Raw genomic sequence first — 13,980 nt, forward strand, 5'->3', positions numbered from 1 at the left:
CCTGCAAAACGTGGTTTACCACTTAAGCCTGTTCAATACATTTATATCAGTAGAATTTGTATTCCTGTAAATCATCACGATAATGGCAAGCCCTACAGCAACTTCCGCCGCAGCCAGCGCCATAATGAAAAACACAAAAACCTGTCCTGCCGGATCTCCCCTGTATGCAGAGAATGCGGTAAGCAATAAATTGACAGCGTTAAGCATCAATTCCACCGACATGAAAATAACGATAGCGTTTCTCCGGATCAAAACCCCCATTACGCCGATCGAGAAAATAACGGCACTTAATATGATATAATGATTTAAAGGAACGCCCTGTATTGTTTGAGTTACTGTTTCCATTACACTTTCTTTGGATCTTTCTTGGCAAGTAATACAGCTCCTACCATGGCTGCCAAAAGCAGAATGGAGGAAACTTCAAATGGGAGAAGGAAATCCTTGAACAAAACCTTTCCCAGATTCTGAACAAGGCCAATGTCCGGGTTCTTCAGTACCAAAGGATCAGACACGTTTAAAGCTTTCACTGACCCGGCCAGCGTTACCAGCAAACACATACCGGCAACTACCCCCGCAATCTTCACGATGTTCGATTTTAATGGTTCTGAGTCCTTGTTCAGGTTCAGCAACATCAGCACAAAAAGGAACAACACCATAATGGCTCCCATGTAAACGATAAAATTTACGATAGCCAGGAACTGCGCATTCAACAATACATAGTGAATGGTGAAAGTGAAAAATGTGATGATCAGGTACAAAACACTGTATACCGGATTTTTCGAAAAAATCACCAGCAGTGAAAAAAAGACTGATAAAAAAGCAATTAAATAGAATAAGTTCATTAATTCTATGGTTTTACTTTGCCACTTTAAGAAGTGGTCAAAGGTATAATTTTTTACGATTTCAACGGGGCCTCAACCAGCTTATCTTTTCCAAAGATGAAGTCCTTCCTGAGATAATCTGCCTCAACAATAGGACCGTCCAGGTAGATAGCCTCTTTAGGGCAGGCTTCTTCACATAAGCCGCAGAAGATACAACGGAGCATGTTTATCTCATAAACAGCAGCGTACTTTTCCTCTCTGTAAAGCCCCTCCTCTCCTTTTTTGCGCTCAGCCGCAACCATCGTAATGGCCTCAGCAGGGCAGGCAAGAGCACATAATCCGCAAGCCGTACATCTCTCCCTTCCTTTCTCATCCCTCTTTAAGGAATGCAGCCCTCTCCAGTTTTCCGACACCGGGCGTTCCTGCTCCGGATAAAAAATGGTTTCTCTCTTTTTAAATATATGCTTGAAAGTAATAGCCAGTCCTTTGAGTATGGAAGGAAGATAGATCCTCTCCGAGAAACTCATTGGCTTCTGTTCTAATACTTTCTTTCTGTTACTTAATGATTCCATAAATAGCCTTCCTGTAAAGCTTACGCTTTATTAAATTAAATCCTTTACTGTCATCCAGATTCCCGTAATCACGATATTGGCTATAGCCAGCGGGATTAATGTCTTCCAGCCCAAATTCATCAGCTGGTCGTAACGGAAACGGGGGATAGTCCAGCGTATCCACATAAAAAAGAAAATAAAGAAAAATATTTTTGCAAAAAGGGCCAGTACTCCCAGAATCGCCACTACATTCTCAGACAAGCCGAGGTCGTGCATAAAGGGGAAATTATACCCGCCAAAATACAAAGTCGACATAACAGCAGAGGATACAAACATATTAATGTACTCCGCGAAGAGGAACGCTCCCAGCTTAAAGCCGGAGTATTCAGTATGATAACCGGCAACCAGCTCATTTTCACTCTCGGGAAGGTCAAATGGCGTACGGTTACATTCTGCGAAAGCACATACAATGAATATCAGGAAACTCAGGGGCTGCTTGAAAACGTTCCACGTGAACCATCCGTCAGCCCAGAAACCATCCTGCTGTGCTGCAATGCCTTTCAATGAAAGGGTTCCTGTAACCATTAACAAGGCTATAATGGAAAGTCCCATAGCAATTTCATAGCTGATATTCTGGGAAGCCGCTCTGATGGCGCCCATCAGGGAATACTTATTATTGGATGCCCATCCGCCTATCATAATTCCGTAGACACCCAGCGATACGACACCGAAAATATAAAGTAACCCTACATTGATATCCGTAACCTGCAGTTCAATAGTCCTTCCTCCTATGGTCAGTGCTCTTCCCCAGGGTATTACAGCACTTCCGATACTGGCAGTCAGCAACGCAAGGGACGGGCCGGCTATAAAAAGAAAGCGGTTGGATTCAGCAGGAATGATCTCCTCTTTAAAGAACATCTTTCCACCATCAGCAAGAGGCTGGAACATCCCCCATGGCCCTGCACGATGAGGACCCACACGTCCCTGGATGAAGCCTGCGATCTTCCTCTCGGCCAGCGTAGAATATGCAGCAATTCCTAATGTTATAAGGAATATTACTGTTACAAGTATTAACTTCTCTAAAACAAATGCGTATTCCATTAAAGTTTTGTTACACGTTCAAACTGCTCTTTATTAGACTCTAAAAGTGCAGGGTTCTTCCTCACAACTGAAGGAGGTGTCAGTCGTTCATAATGATTAGCTGAAATAACAGAATGCGGAGAAATCTTCCTCGGTCCCTCAATCACCCAGTCACTCGTTTTCTTATGCTCAAAACGGCAGTCGTTGCAAATAAACTCTTCTACTTCTCCATACACATCTTTTCTTGCCGTTACCCTGATCACATCTTCTCCTTTATACCATAGAGCTACTTTCCCGGAACATTTAGGACAATCACGGTGGGCATCAACCGGCTTCGTAAACCAAACCCTGTTCTTAAACCGGAATGTTTTGTCAGTAAGGGCTCCTACCGGGCACACATCTATAACATTGCCGGAAAAGTCGTTATCCACAGCTTTCTCAATATAAGTGGAAATTTCGGCAGCGTCTCCACGGCCTAAAATACCGTGAACCCGGTTGTCTGTGATCTGATCAGCAGTAAACACACAACGATAGCAAAGTATGCACCGTGTCATATGCAGCTGGATCTTATCCCCTATATCAATTTTGTCGAATGTTCTGCGATCAAACTCATATCTGGTCGCCTCAGAACCGTGTTCATAAGATAAATCCTGCAAATGGCACTCTCCGGCCTGATCACAGATAGGGCAATCCAGAGGATGGTTAATCAACAGCAATTCAACAACACCTTTTCTCGCTTCCACTACCTCAGGAGAGGTGATATTCTGCACCTCCATCCCATCCATAACGGTAGTACGGCAGGATGCTACAAGCTTGGGCATAGGTCTTGGATCCTTTTCAGATCCTTTGCTCACCTTCACAAGACAAGTCCGGCATTTACCCCCGCTTCCCTGTAACTTCGAATAATAACACATAGCAGGAGGAACAATGTCCCCTCCAATCTGCCTGGCTGCATTCAGTATACTGGTCCCAGGCTCCACATCTATGCTAATCCCGTCTATTGTTACTTTAACTTTATCTGACATGTTAAAGATTCCTCTTCTATTTTAATTAGCTGCAACTGCTTCCGGCTTCGGAAGCGGATCAGCATAATGAGCTAAACCATAGTTACGATCCATTGCTTCTTCAGGCCTGCTGACATGCCATTCAAACTCGTCCCTGAAATGACGAATAGCGCTTGCTACCGGCCATGCCGCAGCGTCTCCCAGAGGACAAATGGTATTTCCCTCTATCTTTTTCGAAACGTCAACCAGCAGATCAATGTCGCTCAGCTTGCCGTGCCCATACTCGAGCCTGTGAAGAACCTTCTCCATCCAGCCGGTTCCTTCTCTGCATGGAGAACATTGTCCGCAGCTTTCATGATGATAAAACCTTGCATAATTCCAGGTGTTCCGCACAATACACTGGTCTTCATCAAATGCAACAAACCCGCCGGAACCCAGCATAGTGCCCGATGCAAAACCTCCGTCTGCCAGCGATTCGTACGACATCAGCCGGTTTTCACCGTTTAGTGTTTTAAGAATAAGATTGGCAGGCAGGATCGGAACAGAAGAACCTCCTGCAACCACAGCTTTCAGCCGCTTGCCGTTAGCTATCCCGCCACAGTACTCGTCCGAATAAATAAACTCCTCTACCGGTACCCCCAGTTCAATTTCATATACACCTGGTTTGTTCAGATTACCGGAAGCTGAAATCAGCTTGGTTCCTGTACTCCGCCCTATCCCAAGTTTCGCATATTCATCCCCGCCGTCATTTATAATAGGCACCGTCGCAGCGATAGATTCTACGTTGTTTACAACAGTTGGACAATTGTAAAGACCCGAAATAGCAGGAAAAGGAGGCTTAATCCTCGGATTCCCTCTTTTACCTTCCAGAGATTCTATTAAAGCAGTCTCCTCCCCGCAAATATATGCACCCCCACCGGGCTGAACATATAATTCAAGATCATATCCCGAACCTAAAATGTTCTTTCCCAGAAAACCTGCATTCCTTGCCTCAGCTATAGCTTTTTCAAGAATCCGGATCTGGGGCATCATCTCCCCGCGAACATATATATATGAAGTGTTTGCTCCCAAAGCAAAGCTGGAAACAATCATTCCCTCTATCAGAAGATGAGGAATATAGGTCATCAGATACCGGTCTTTAAACGTTCCGGGCTCCGATTCGTCACCGTTGCAGACCAAATACCTCGGCTTACCTTCAGGCTTAGCCAGAAAGCTCCACTTCATCCCTGTAGGGAATCCGGCACCACCACGGCCGCGAAGCCCTGATTTCTTCACCTCCTCTACGACATCCTCGGGAGACATACCTTTAAGTACCTTCTCTACAGCACGGTATCCCCCTTTTTGCCGGTAAACATCAAAAGTGTTAATTCCGGGAACGTTTATATTTTCTAATAATAACTTGCGTCCCATCGTTTATATTATTTGAGCTTTTTCAGCTGTTTTTAATCGTAAACCATCAATCAGCTCATCTACTTTCGCTTCAGTCAGGTTCTCATAAAAAGTATATTCAGGGCCTATCTGAAGAACTGGTCCCATTCCGCATGCGGCAAGGCACTCTACCCCCCGCCAGCTGAACAACCCGTCAGGAGTAACCTCCCCCTCCTTCACTTCCAGCTTTTGTTCGATATACTTCATTATTTTTTCTGCACCAACAAGGCAGCAAGGGCCTGTCCGGCATACTTCCAAAACATATTTGCCCTGGGGTTTCAGGAAAAACATCGTATAAAAAGTTGCAACTTCATACACTTCGATCGGCTTCAGATCAAGGAATTCGGCTACCTTGTCCATCACCGGCGTACTCACCCACCCATACTCAGCCTGAGCCAGGTGCAATATGGGGAGAAGAGCCGATTTTTGTTTTCCTTCCGGATAACGGGCGACAATCTCGTTGAACTTAGTAATAAGCTCAGGAGTGAAAACTATTTCTTCTGTGTTAGAAACTTTAAGCATCTAATTCTCCTGCAATTACATTTAAACTACTCATGTTAATAATAGCATCCGACAAAAGCATTCCGCGGCTCATCGGTGCATACATCTGATAATTGATAAAACTTGGCCGACGGAAATGCAGCCTGTAAGGTGCGCGTCCCCCGTCGTTAACCAGATAAAACCCAAGTTCTCCATTTGCTCCTTCCACACAGTGATATACCTCTGTCTTAGGAGTATCGATCTCACCCATAACAATCTTAAAATGATAGATCAGGGCTTCCATATTATTGTACACCTCTTCTTTAGGAGGAAGATATATCTCTGGCACGTCAGCGTGAAATACGCCCTTCTCCTCTTTTTCCAGTTTCTCAAGCGCTTGCTCTATGATCCGGATACTCTGATACATTTCTTCATTCCTGACCATATAACGGTCATATACATCCCCGGTAGTACCAACAGGAATATCGAAATCAAAGTCCTCATAAGAACTGTAAGGCTCATTGACCCTTACATCATAATCCACACCACATGCCCTCAGGATAGGACCCGTCCAGCTGTAATTTAAAGCTGTCTCGGCATCCACTGCACCTACGCCAGCTGTTCTGTCAATAAAAATGCGGTTGCGTGTAAAAAGCTCTTCAAACTCCTTCAGCACCGGTGGGTATTCCTTTACAAACTTTTTGATCTTCGCCCAGGCGATATCATTGAAATCCCGCTCAAAGCCGCCGATACGTCCTATATTAGTCGTTAACCTGGCTCCGCATATCTCTTCGTAGATCTCATATATATGCTCCCTCTTCTCCATGAGATAAAGGAAGCCCGAATAAGCACCTGCATCTACTCCCAGAATTCCGTTACAAATCAGGTGATCGGAAATCCGGGCAAGTTCCATGATGATCACCCGCATGTAATCTACCCTCTTGGGAGTTACAACGCCGAGCATCTTTTCAACTGTCATATGCCAGCCCATATTATTAATGGGCGACGAACAATAGTTCATCCTGTCTGTAAGAGGAGTGATCTGGTAGAAAGGGCGGTGTTCTGAGATCTTCTCAAATGCTCTGTGAATATACCCGATAGTAGAAACGCCGCTCACGATACGTTCACCATCCATCTCCAGCACGTTCTGAAATACCCCATGAGTCGCCGGATGCGTAGGCCCCAGGTTTAATGTAGTGGTTTCCTTACGCTCCTGATTATTTATAATAACGGGTTGATTCATGTCTTTTTTTACCTTCCGAAGAAAAAGTCTTTTTTATCTACACGGTTAGGATCCTCCAGTGGATATTCTTTCCGCATTGGAAACACCGTCATATCGTCAACATTTAAAATGCGGCGTAAATCAGGGTGTCCTTCAAAATTTACCCCGAAGAAATCATAAGTTTCCCTCTCCATCCAGTTCGCGCCTTCCCATAAAGGGGTAGCACTCGGAATGGAAGGGTTTGCGTCTTCAAGAAACACCTTAATACGCACTCTTACATTGTTTCTGAAGCTGTGAAGATGATAGATCACCCCGATTGGCAGCTCCTTTTCAGGATAATGGATCCCCGTAATGTCTGTAAGAAAATTAAAATTCAGCTCCTTATCTTCCTTAAGGAATCTGAGTATCTCAAGGATGTCCTCACGTCCAGCCTCAAAAGTTAAAAGTCCGTGTGGTTCTGATGAAAGCGAAATTTTAGATCCAAACTTTGCACTGAGTTTTTCCAGTACAGCCTGGTTACTTATTTTTCCCATTTACTGGATTCCGTATTTGTTTAATAACTCCTTATATTCTGGCAGATTCCTTCTGCGCATTGGCTCATTCCGTACAAGGTCCTGCAGTTTCAGCACCCCGTTCAGGATAGCTTCCGGACGTGGCGGACAGCCTGGAACATATACATCCACAGGAATAACCTCATCGATTCCCTGCAGCACCGAATAGGTATCAAATATGCCTCCGCTTGTGGCGCAGGCACCTACTGCAATCACCCAGCGAGGCTCGGCCATTTGCAGATATACCTGTCTTAAAACTGGCGTCATCTTCTTCGCAATCGTTCCCATAACCAGCAACATGTCTGCCTGCCTTGGCGAAAAAGAGGGCCTTTCCGAACCAAAACGGGCAAGGTCATAATGCGCTCCCATTGTAGCCATAAACTCTATCCCGCAACAGGAAGTTGCAAAGGGTAAAGGCCATAACGAGTTTGCCCTCGCCAGCCCCACTACCTTATCAAAAGAAGTTGCAAAAAAGCCCGACCCCTCTATCCCCGCAGGTGCTTCTGCTAATTTAATATCACTCATTTTGTCTCCTTTTAAATAAAAAAAGCCCATTTCATCATATATGAGAATGGACTTCAAAGTTACTAAAATAACACGCTCTATACGTGCAGCCTAATTATTTAGAACGATTCTAATTACTCCCAGTCCAGTGCTTTTTTCTTAATTACATAGATGAATCCCAGCAGGAGTGTGCCCATAAAAATGAACATTTCAATCATCCCGTTAACTCCCATCTCTTTGAAATTAACAGCCCAAGGATACATAAAAATAACTTCCACATCAAAAAGGACAAACAGTATCGCCACCAGGAAGTACTTAATTGAAAACGGAGTCCTCGCATTCCCCACTACTTCTATACCCGCTTCAAAAGGGCTTAACTTATCTTTAGTCTTTCTCTTTGGCCCGATCATGTGAGTAAGGACCATTGTAAAAAGTACAAATCCTAATGCTACCAGCATCTGGATTATAATAGGTAAATAATCAACCGGCATACTTGACGATTTCATGTATTGTTCTGCTTTTCGGGCAAATATAAAAAAAAGAGCCTGTTACCAGGCTCTTTTTAAATTTAATTTCCTAAGGACTTCAGCGCTTCAGGCGCGTATGTGTTGGTCGGGTCAAGAGCTATTGTCTTATTGAAATACTCTTTCGCCTTCGCCTGGTTTGTTCGCATATAGTAAGCACCTATATTATTGTAAGCTTCCGCCAGATTCTTCTTGTAACGGGCATCTGCCATCGCTTCAGGCTTTTCAGCAAGTACAGCGATATACTTCTCATAAAAAGGAACCATCAGGCCTTTTGAGTTCTGCTCATCATCCAGAAGCCGGTTTACACGGGCTCTGTACAAATAAGAGTCCGGAGTTGTAGGCGACTTTTGAGAAACATAACTGAAAGCAGAATCTGCTTTAACAAGAATGTCTTTGCTAGCCTTTTGAACATCAGGAGTTTTTCCGGCATAGTCAAAGTAATAGGCCATTCCAAGATAGAAATGATCATATATAACTGTCTTCGAAGCAGAATTAGAAGTAGCAAGCTGATATAATTTAGCAGCAAGCTCGTAGTTCTTGCCTGTAAACTGCTCCTTTGCCAACTCACTGAGTGGCTCTGCATAAGCTGAATCTATAGCTACTGCCTTTGCAAGTGACGATACGCCGCTTGTATCATTAGCTTTTAACTTTGCACGTCCAAGGTAATAGTAATCCTGTCCGATAACTCTTTCAGGCTCTACTTTACTCATAAAATCATTCAGAGCTTTCACACTTTCTTCAAAGTGACCATTCTCGAATGCAGCATAACCGAGATATCTGTAGATACGTGGATTAGCTTTGTCGAGCTGCGCCATTTGCTGGGCTTCCTGCTCCAGTGCTTTATATTCACCTGCCAGGATCAGGAAGTCTGCATAACGCATTCTTGAATCTAAAGAACGGTCAGTGTTATCCATATACTTTCCGTAGAATTCAAGTGCCTGCTTCATCTTAGCATTATACTCATTAGGCTGATCTTTAGCCCACTCATAATACGTTTCTGCAAGTTCCCTGTATGCAGGAGCATAATTAGCATTAGTAGCCAGAATCGCATTAAACTCATCAGCAGATTCCTTGAAAGCCTTTGAGCGTCTTACACTCTTTCCTAATTCAATTTTCGCTCTTAACAGGTTCTTATCCATATCAAAGGCGGTCCGGTAAGCGCCGTAAGCCTCGCTGTTCTTCTTATCACCTATATAGGCATCTCCCAGGGCAAGATAAACTTCCCCATCTTTCTCGTTGATGGATTTGGCTTTCTCAAGATGAGTAATGGCTGTCGTGTAATCCTTAGCCAGGATATAAGCCTTTCCCATATATAAATATGGAGTATTATCTTTCTTCTTGGCAAGAGAGATGGCTTTATCAAAATTAGTTTTTGCCCCTGCAGCGTTTTTTGCGAGAAGCTCTATTGTGCCCTGGCCCACATAATTCAGGGGATACTCGGCATCCGAACTAACCCCTTTCGAATACGTTGCTTTGGCCGAATCTGTATAATTAGTCTTCAGATACACATTCCCAAGAAAGAAATAATTTTCTCCTGCAGCTGGTTGTGCCGCAATCAATTTCTTCAGAATAGTCTTAGCCTGCTGATACTGCTCTGCATCAAAAGCCTTTTTTGCATCCGCCAAATTCTGTGCAAAAACTGCCGTCACCGTCAACACCCCTACCAGGCCTGCTTGTACTGCTCTTTTTATCACTTTCATAGTTTACTTTAATATTCTGTCGTTTTATTGTTATTTGATTAATATTTCTCTTGGAGGTATACTGTCAGGCAATAATCCCGACTTTAAAACAATTCTCTGACCGGTTTCTCCGGCAAGGAAGGAGGCAAATCCCCAGCCTAATCCTGCTCCCCCCTGGCAGTTGATAATATATAAATCCCTCCGGAGCGGGTAAAGCTCCATCGCCAGGTTATCCTGACTGGGTTTATAATATTTATCAGAACCAGGGCTTCCGGGAACATTTTTCACACCAAGAACCCGTAACCCTTCTATCAGCGGCTCGAGTTCTTTCCCGGGTTGTTTATACCAGTTTATACCTATAACACCAATTACCCCTGAATTATTGTGTACAAACTTAATAACTTCCGAATTTGTTTCAAGTGCATATACACCTTTAGTCGGCAATTTACTAATTTTTGCCAGATCTTTTAAATATCTTACGGTACTTGAATTAGGATTATCAAAAACTAACTTCCTTTCAGACGGTTTCCCCTGCATTATGTCAATAATTTCCTGAACAGTAATAACTGAATCAGCAGAAGAACGCTTCGAAATCAGCGCAACAGCGTCAATTGCGAATCTTGTATTCCTTATTTTGATGTTTTTCCGTTCAAAAACTCTTGCTTCCTCTTTGGTAAGAAGCCTCGACATGACGGCAACCCGGGCACTGTCACTTAAAAACTGGTTGACAAGCATATTCTCAGGGCGGTAAACCAACTGAATATCGGCACGCGGGTAAGTATTTTCAAATACATACCACTGATCCTCCACTATAGGAGAAAAACTTTCATCCACCAGTATTTTAGTAGATCCGCTGGTTTCAGTCTCCTCCTGTTTATTACTATTACCGTTGCAGGCTGCAAACAGAAGAGCTAAAGAACCAAGACAAGCAATAAACTGTTTCATACTATCATTCATCCTTTCTCGTTTGGAGAAGCCTTACCAGCCGCAAAAAAGAATAGGCAATCAAAAAAACGCCAAATACAATACGGTATTGCTTTTCAAGATGCAGCGGAATGCCATCCCAGAAGATAATTGCCATTCCTACTACCAAATAAAAAACAAACATGAACAGCCCAAAAATGAACAAAAATCGCTTTGCGGGCGATTTTTGTCTATTTTCTCTTTCTATCATTTCTTTAATTTCCTCCTTCGAGATTCAGCATGATAGGTAAAGTATACTGAACACGAACCGGCCGGCCGTTCTGAATACCTGGCTTCCATTTAGGAGCCTTTTTCAGCATTCTCATTGCCTCATCGCCAGTACCCATTCCAAGGTCGCGGACAACCTTAATATCTGTCAGACTTCCATCCTTTTCAACGATGAAGCTGAGAATCAGTCGTCCGGATACCCCTTGCTCACGGGCTGCTGCAGGATAAACATAGTTCTTACTAACATAAGCATAGAATTTCTGGATACCACCTGGGAAATCAGGCATTTCCTCAATACTTGCGAAGTCGTGAACGCTGTTATCTTCAACAACTGCCTGTTTGGTCGGAGGAGCAGTACCAACCGGTTCGTCGATCCTGATCTCTGCGTTAGGATCTCCGGCAATGGTTTTCTGACCCGGATCCGCTACCTTCAGTTCTTCAACGGTTGGGGGCTCTTCGTCTCTTACCTTTTCAGCCGGTACAACTACCGGAGGCGGGAAACGCACCTGGTCTACCCTTGGTCTTGGAGGTTCAGCAGCTGGCGGCGGCGGTGGAGCCTGCTCATCTACTGGCGGCGGCGGTGTCAATACCACCTCCGTCTGAATCACTCTTTCTTCTGTTTCACTATCTGGAGTCAACCCTTTGATATACTTTATAATAAGCGGAGAGCTTATTGCAAGGATAAAAAGGATACTTCCAATGATCAGCGCCCGGTTCGTGGTTTTGGCGTTATTCTTACGAAGCTGGTATGCCCCGTAAGCCTGATTCCTGCCAGTAAACACGACGTCGATCCACTGAAGATTATAAATATCTAACTTTGCCATCTTTATTATTAATTAATGGTACTAATATATCCCGTCTCTTTTCAGCAAACCAATCTCCGGTTCGGTAATATCAACGATAGCATACTGCTGAACATTGGTGATTTTAATCTCATCCAGGATGTCCACCAGGTTTCTATAATTTGACTTATCACTTGGTTTTACCAGAACAATCAAATCTTTCCCGGTTGCCGCCTTGATTTCTTTGGCTTTGTCAAGGATAGCTTTGCGGATGCCATCCTTACCATAGTTTTCAACTGTCGGAGGAGTTTTCGGATTATCTACCAGTCCGATATACCACTCAATCCTGTTCTTGTTACCCAAAAGAAGAGTCATCGTCCTGGTATCAGCAACATCCAGCTGATCTTGCTTGTTGTCATTCTTGTCCGGCATGGCAAGGTCCATTGCCTGGGGTTTTGCTAACGTGGTGGTAAGCATGAAGAAAGTGATCAGAAGGAACATCAGGTCAACCATTGGAGTCATGTCCACACGAGTTGACTGCTTCTTGCTTCTTACCTTCCCGCCTTTATGTTTACCGCCACCCCCGCCGGTGTCTAATTCTGCCATATCTTTATTTTATTTGAATTAATCCATTCCTTCCAGGGAAGTAATCAGACTAAACTTATTAACTTTTTGTTTCTGTAAAATATCAATAATCTTTTTAACGGTAGGATACTGCTCCTTCGAATCTCCCTTTATAGATACGCGCATTTGCTTATCATTGATCTCTTTTGTCGCAATACGGGCCTGGTAAAGCCATTCGTGCATCTGAGAAGGAGACTGACCTACAGAATCAAGAGGGATTCCCTGCTGTAAGCCGGGTTTATTCCTGTCGGCTCCGGATAAAGCAATGATCTGCTTTAACTGATGAATATCGACTCCGAAACTCTCCATAAGAGAAAAACGTTTTTTCTCTTCGGGAGTAAACTGAATCTTATACCGCTCACCCATCTTTTCAAGCATCGCAATACGAATATCCTGACCTTTCACACCAAAGAAAACTTTCCCTTCACCTACTGTTATCGTACCGATATCAGTTTCAGGAACCTTAATTTTCACAGTTGAAGTAGGAGTATCGACAGTAAGGGGCTCTGGCTGACGTGCTGTTGCTGTTAAGATAAAGAATGTTAACAGCAGGGAAGCCACATCACACATCGCCGTCATGTCGATAGCCGTACTCTTTCTTGGTACTTTTACTTTAGGCATCTTTCAATTTTATAATGATTCGTTAATCATTTTTAATAGAGGATGAAAAAAACCCGGACATTCCATAAATCCGGGAAATTTTTTTCAAATTATTTATGAGTACTAGCGTAAGTCTGTACAATTGAGAATCCCGCTTCGTCAATTGAATAAGTAAGCTTATCAATTTTTGAAGTAAAGATGTTGTACATAATGATCGCTACTGTAGAAGTCGCAATACCAGTTGCTGTATTGATAAGCGCTTCAGAGATACCGTTTGCAAGCTGTGCCTGGTCAGGAGCACCAGCAGTTGCCAACGCACTGAACGACTTGATCATACCTGTTACTGTTCCTAACAGACCTACCAGTGTACCTGTAGATACCAGGGTTGCAATGATAGTCAGGTTTTGCTCAAGCATCGGCATTTCAAGAGCTGTAGCTTCTTCAATATCTTTCTGAATTGCCAAAGCAGCCTGATCGTTATCTAAAGTACCGTCAGCTTCTACTTCTCTGTACTTTTTAAGGCCTGATTTAATTACGTTCGCTACAGAACCTCTTTGTTTGTCACACTCAGCCATTGCAGCTTCGATGTTTCCTGTAGTTAATAATGATTGAACTTTCTTTACAAACACTTCAACATTTCCTTTTCCTGCAGCTTTTGAAATCACAAAAAACCGTTCGATGGAGAATACAATAACCATCAGGAACATACCCATCAGCATTGGTACAATGATCCCTCCCTTGTAAACCATTCCGAAATAATTACCGGCAAGAGGGTGACCGTTTTCAGGATCTCCTCCTTCAAAGTTTGTTGGATTTCCCATTACGTATTTCCACAGAAGGAAGCCAATAATAATACAGATGATGATCGTCAGACTTGCAAAAATGTTTGAACCAGTGCTTTCTTTCTTCGCAGTTGTTGGTTTTGGTGCGGTTGCC

At 43.5% G+C, this 13,980-nt stretch carries 18 protein-coding genes; all 18 read right to left on the minus strand.

Annotated features, from left to right (window positions below; genetic code table 11):
• Window positions 1–15: 15 nt before the first annotated feature.
• The gene (nuoK, locus tag DDR33_RS00325; RefSeq protein ID WP_109413773.1) at window positions 16–345 is read right to left on the minus strand and encodes an NADH-quinone oxidoreductase subunit NuoK; all 330 of its coding nucleotides are present in this window, start codon (window positions 343–345) and stop codon (window positions 16–18) included.
• Window positions 345–842, minus strand: coding sequence for an NADH-quinone oxidoreductase subunit J family protein (locus DDR33_RS00330; RefSeq protein WP_109413774.1), 498 nt, complete (start codon window positions 840–842; stop codon window positions 345–347). Before DDR33_RS00330 ends, nuoK begins: the two co-directional genes overlap by 1 nt.
• A gap of 53 nt (window positions 843–895) precedes the next feature.
• Complete coding sequence (locus DDR33_RS00335; protein ID WP_109413775.1) at window positions 896–1,393, minus strand: NuoI/complex I 23 kDa subunit family protein; 498 nt, start codon at window positions 1,391–1,393, stop codon at window positions 896–898.
• 30 nt (window positions 1,394–1,423) lie between these two features.
• The gene (nuoH, locus tag DDR33_RS00340; RefSeq protein WP_109413776.1) at window positions 1,424–2,473 is read right to left on the minus strand and encodes an NADH-quinone oxidoreductase subunit NuoH; all 1,050 of its coding nucleotides are present in this window, start codon (window positions 2,471–2,473) and stop codon (window positions 1,424–1,426) included.
• Entirely contained in the window at window positions 2,473–3,477 is a 1,005-nt protein-coding gene (locus DDR33_RS00345; RefSeq protein WP_109413777.1) for a 2Fe-2S iron-sulfur cluster-binding protein, read from the minus strand. The genes nuoH and DDR33_RS00345 overlap by 1 nt, the downstream gene beginning before the upstream one ends.
• A gap of 21 nt (window positions 3,478–3,498) precedes the next feature.
• Window positions 3,499–4,866 carry an NADH-quinone oxidoreductase subunit NuoF gene (nuoF, locus tag DDR33_RS00350; protein WP_109413778.1) on the minus strand — a complete coding sequence of 456 codons (1,368 nt, stop codon included), beginning with the start codon at window positions 4,864–4,866 and terminating at the stop codon, window positions 3,499–3,501.
• A gap of 3 nt (window positions 4,867–4,869) precedes the next feature.
• Complete coding sequence (locus DDR33_RS00355) at window positions 4,870–5,406, minus strand: NADH-quinone oxidoreductase subunit NuoE family protein (protein ID WP_109413779.1); 537 nt, start codon at window positions 5,404–5,406, stop codon at window positions 4,870–4,872.
• Window positions 5,399–6,607 carry an NADH-quinone oxidoreductase subunit D gene (locus tag DDR33_RS00360; protein WP_109413780.1) on the minus strand — a complete coding sequence of 403 codons (1,209 nt, stop codon included), beginning with the start codon at window positions 6,605–6,607 and terminating at the stop codon, window positions 5,399–5,401. Before DDR33_RS00360 ends, DDR33_RS00355 begins: the two co-directional genes overlap by 8 nt.
• Before the next feature lie 8 nt (window positions 6,608–6,615).
• Complete coding sequence (locus DDR33_RS00365) at window positions 6,616–7,119, minus strand: NADH-quinone oxidoreductase subunit C (protein ID WP_109413781.1); 504 nt, start codon at window positions 7,117–7,119, stop codon at window positions 6,616–6,618.
• Window positions 7,120–7,662, minus strand: coding sequence for an NADH-quinone oxidoreductase subunit B (locus DDR33_RS00370; protein WP_109414159.1), 543 nt, complete (start codon window positions 7,660–7,662; stop codon window positions 7,120–7,122).
• Between the two features lie 113 nt (window positions 7,663–7,775).
• Window positions 7,776–8,147 carry an NADH-quinone oxidoreductase subunit A gene (locus DDR33_RS00375; RefSeq protein ID WP_109413782.1) on the minus strand — a complete coding sequence of 124 codons (372 nt, stop codon included), beginning with the start codon at window positions 8,145–8,147 and terminating at the stop codon, window positions 7,776–7,778.
• A 62-nt stretch (window positions 8,148–8,209) separates the two neighbouring features.
• Window positions 8,210–9,868 carry a tetratricopeptide repeat protein gene (locus tag DDR33_RS00380; protein ID WP_109413783.1) on the minus strand — a complete coding sequence of 553 codons (1,659 nt, stop codon included), beginning with the start codon at window positions 9,866–9,868 and terminating at the stop codon, window positions 8,210–8,212.
• Between the two features lie 30 nt (window positions 9,869–9,898).
• On the minus strand, window positions 9,899–10,792 hold the full coding sequence (locus DDR33_RS00385) for a substrate-binding domain-containing protein (RefSeq protein ID WP_109414160.1): 894 nt from the start codon (window positions 10,790–10,792) through the stop codon (window positions 9,899–9,901).
• Window positions 10,793–10,796: 4 nt separating this feature from the next.
• Window positions 10,797–11,021, minus strand: coding sequence for a hypothetical protein (locus DDR33_RS00390; protein ID WP_109413784.1), 225 nt, complete (start codon window positions 11,019–11,021; stop codon window positions 10,797–10,799).
• A 4-nt stretch (window positions 11,022–11,025) separates the two neighbouring features.
• The gene (locus DDR33_RS00395; RefSeq protein WP_109413785.1) at window positions 11,026–11,862 is read right to left on the minus strand and encodes an energy transducer TonB; all 837 of its coding nucleotides are present in this window, start codon (window positions 11,860–11,862) and stop codon (window positions 11,026–11,028) included.
• A 21-nt stretch (window positions 11,863–11,883) separates the two neighbouring features.
• Complete coding sequence (locus DDR33_RS00400; protein ID WP_109413786.1) at window positions 11,884–12,426, minus strand: ExbD/TolR family protein; 543 nt, start codon at window positions 12,424–12,426, stop codon at window positions 11,884–11,886.
• Window positions 12,427–12,444: 18 nt separating this feature from the next.
• On the minus strand, window positions 12,445–13,065 hold the full coding sequence (locus tag DDR33_RS00405; protein ID WP_109413787.1) for a biopolymer transporter ExbD: 621 nt from the start codon (window positions 13,063–13,065) through the stop codon (window positions 12,445–12,447).
• 89 nt (window positions 13,066–13,154) lie between these two features.
• Window positions 13,155–13,980, minus strand: an 826-nt coding sequence (locus DDR33_RS00410) for a MotA/TolQ/ExbB proton channel family protein (protein WP_238387604.1), incomplete at its 5' end; no start/stop codon positions are given.

This window comes from Pararcticibacter amylolyticus, assembly GCF_003130405.1.
Taxonomy (GTDB): Bacteria; Bacteroidota; Bacteroidia; order Sphingobacteriales; family Sphingobacteriaceae; genus Arcticibacter; species Arcticibacter amylolyticus.

Bases quoted from the DNA above. Each gene is read 5' to 3' on its own strand.
- DDR33_RS00390 (WP_109413784.1), bottom strand. From the start codon at position 11,021: ATGATAGAAAGAGAAAATAGACAAAAATCGCCCGCAAAGCGATTTTTG.
- DDR33_RS00370 (WP_109414159.1), bottom strand. From the start codon at position 7,662: ATGAGTGATATTAAATTAGCAGAAGCACCTGCGGGGATAGAGGGGTCG.
- DDR33_RS00365 (WP_109413781.1), bottom strand. From the start codon at position 7,119: ATGGGAAAAATAAGTAACCAGGCTGTACTGGAAAAACTCAGTGCAAAG.
- DDR33_RS00355 (WP_109413779.1), bottom strand. From the start codon at position 5,406: ATGCTTAAAGTTTCTAACACAGAAGAAATAGTTTTCACTCCTGAGCTT.
- DDR33_RS00345 (WP_109413777.1), bottom strand. From the start codon at position 3,477: ATGTCAGATAAAGTTAAAGTAACAATAGACGGGATTAGCATAGATGTG.
- DDR33_RS00380 (WP_109413783.1), bottom strand. From the start codon at position 9,868: ATGAAAGTGATAAAAAGAGCAGTACAAGCAGGCCTGGTAGGGGTGTTG.
- nuoH (WP_109413776.1), bottom strand. From the start codon at position 2,473: ATGGAATACGCATTTGTTTTAGAGAAGTTAATACTTGTAACAGTAATA.
- DDR33_RS00360 (WP_109413780.1), bottom strand. From the start codon at position 6,607: ATGAATCAACCCGTTATTATAAATAATCAGGAGCGTAAGGAAACCACT.
- DDR33_RS00330 (WP_109413774.1), bottom strand. From the start codon at position 842: ATGAACTTATTCTATTTAATTGCTTTTTTATCAGTCTTTTTTTCACTG.
- nuoK (WP_109413773.1), bottom strand. From the start codon at position 345: ATGGAAACAGTAACTCAAACAATACAGGGCGTTCCTTTAAATCATTAT.
- DDR33_RS00400 (WP_109413786.1), bottom strand. From the start codon at position 12,426: ATGGCAGAATTAGACACCGGCGGGGGTGGCGGTAAACATAAAGGCGGG.
- DDR33_RS00335 (WP_109413775.1), bottom strand. From the start codon at position 1,393: ATGGAATCATTAAGTAACAGAAAGAAAGTATTAGAACAGAAGCCAATG.
- DDR33_RS00395 (WP_109413785.1), bottom strand. From the start codon at position 11,862: ATGGCAAAGTTAGATATTTATAATCTTCAGTGGATCGACGTCGTGTTT.
- DDR33_RS00405 (WP_109413787.1), bottom strand. From the start codon at position 13,065: ATGCCTAAAGTAAAAGTACCAAGAAAGAGTACGGCTATCGACATGACG.
- nuoF (WP_109413778.1), bottom strand. From the start codon at position 4,866: ATGGGACGCAAGTTATTATTAGAAAATATAAACGTTCCCGGAATTAAC.
- DDR33_RS00375 (WP_109413782.1), bottom strand. From the start codon at position 8,147: ATGAAATCGTCAAGTATGCCGGTTGATTATTTACCTATTATAATCCAG.
- DDR33_RS00385 (WP_109414160.1), bottom strand. From the start codon at position 10,792: ATGAAACAGTTTATTGCTTGTCTTGGTTCTTTAGCTCTTCTGTTTGCA.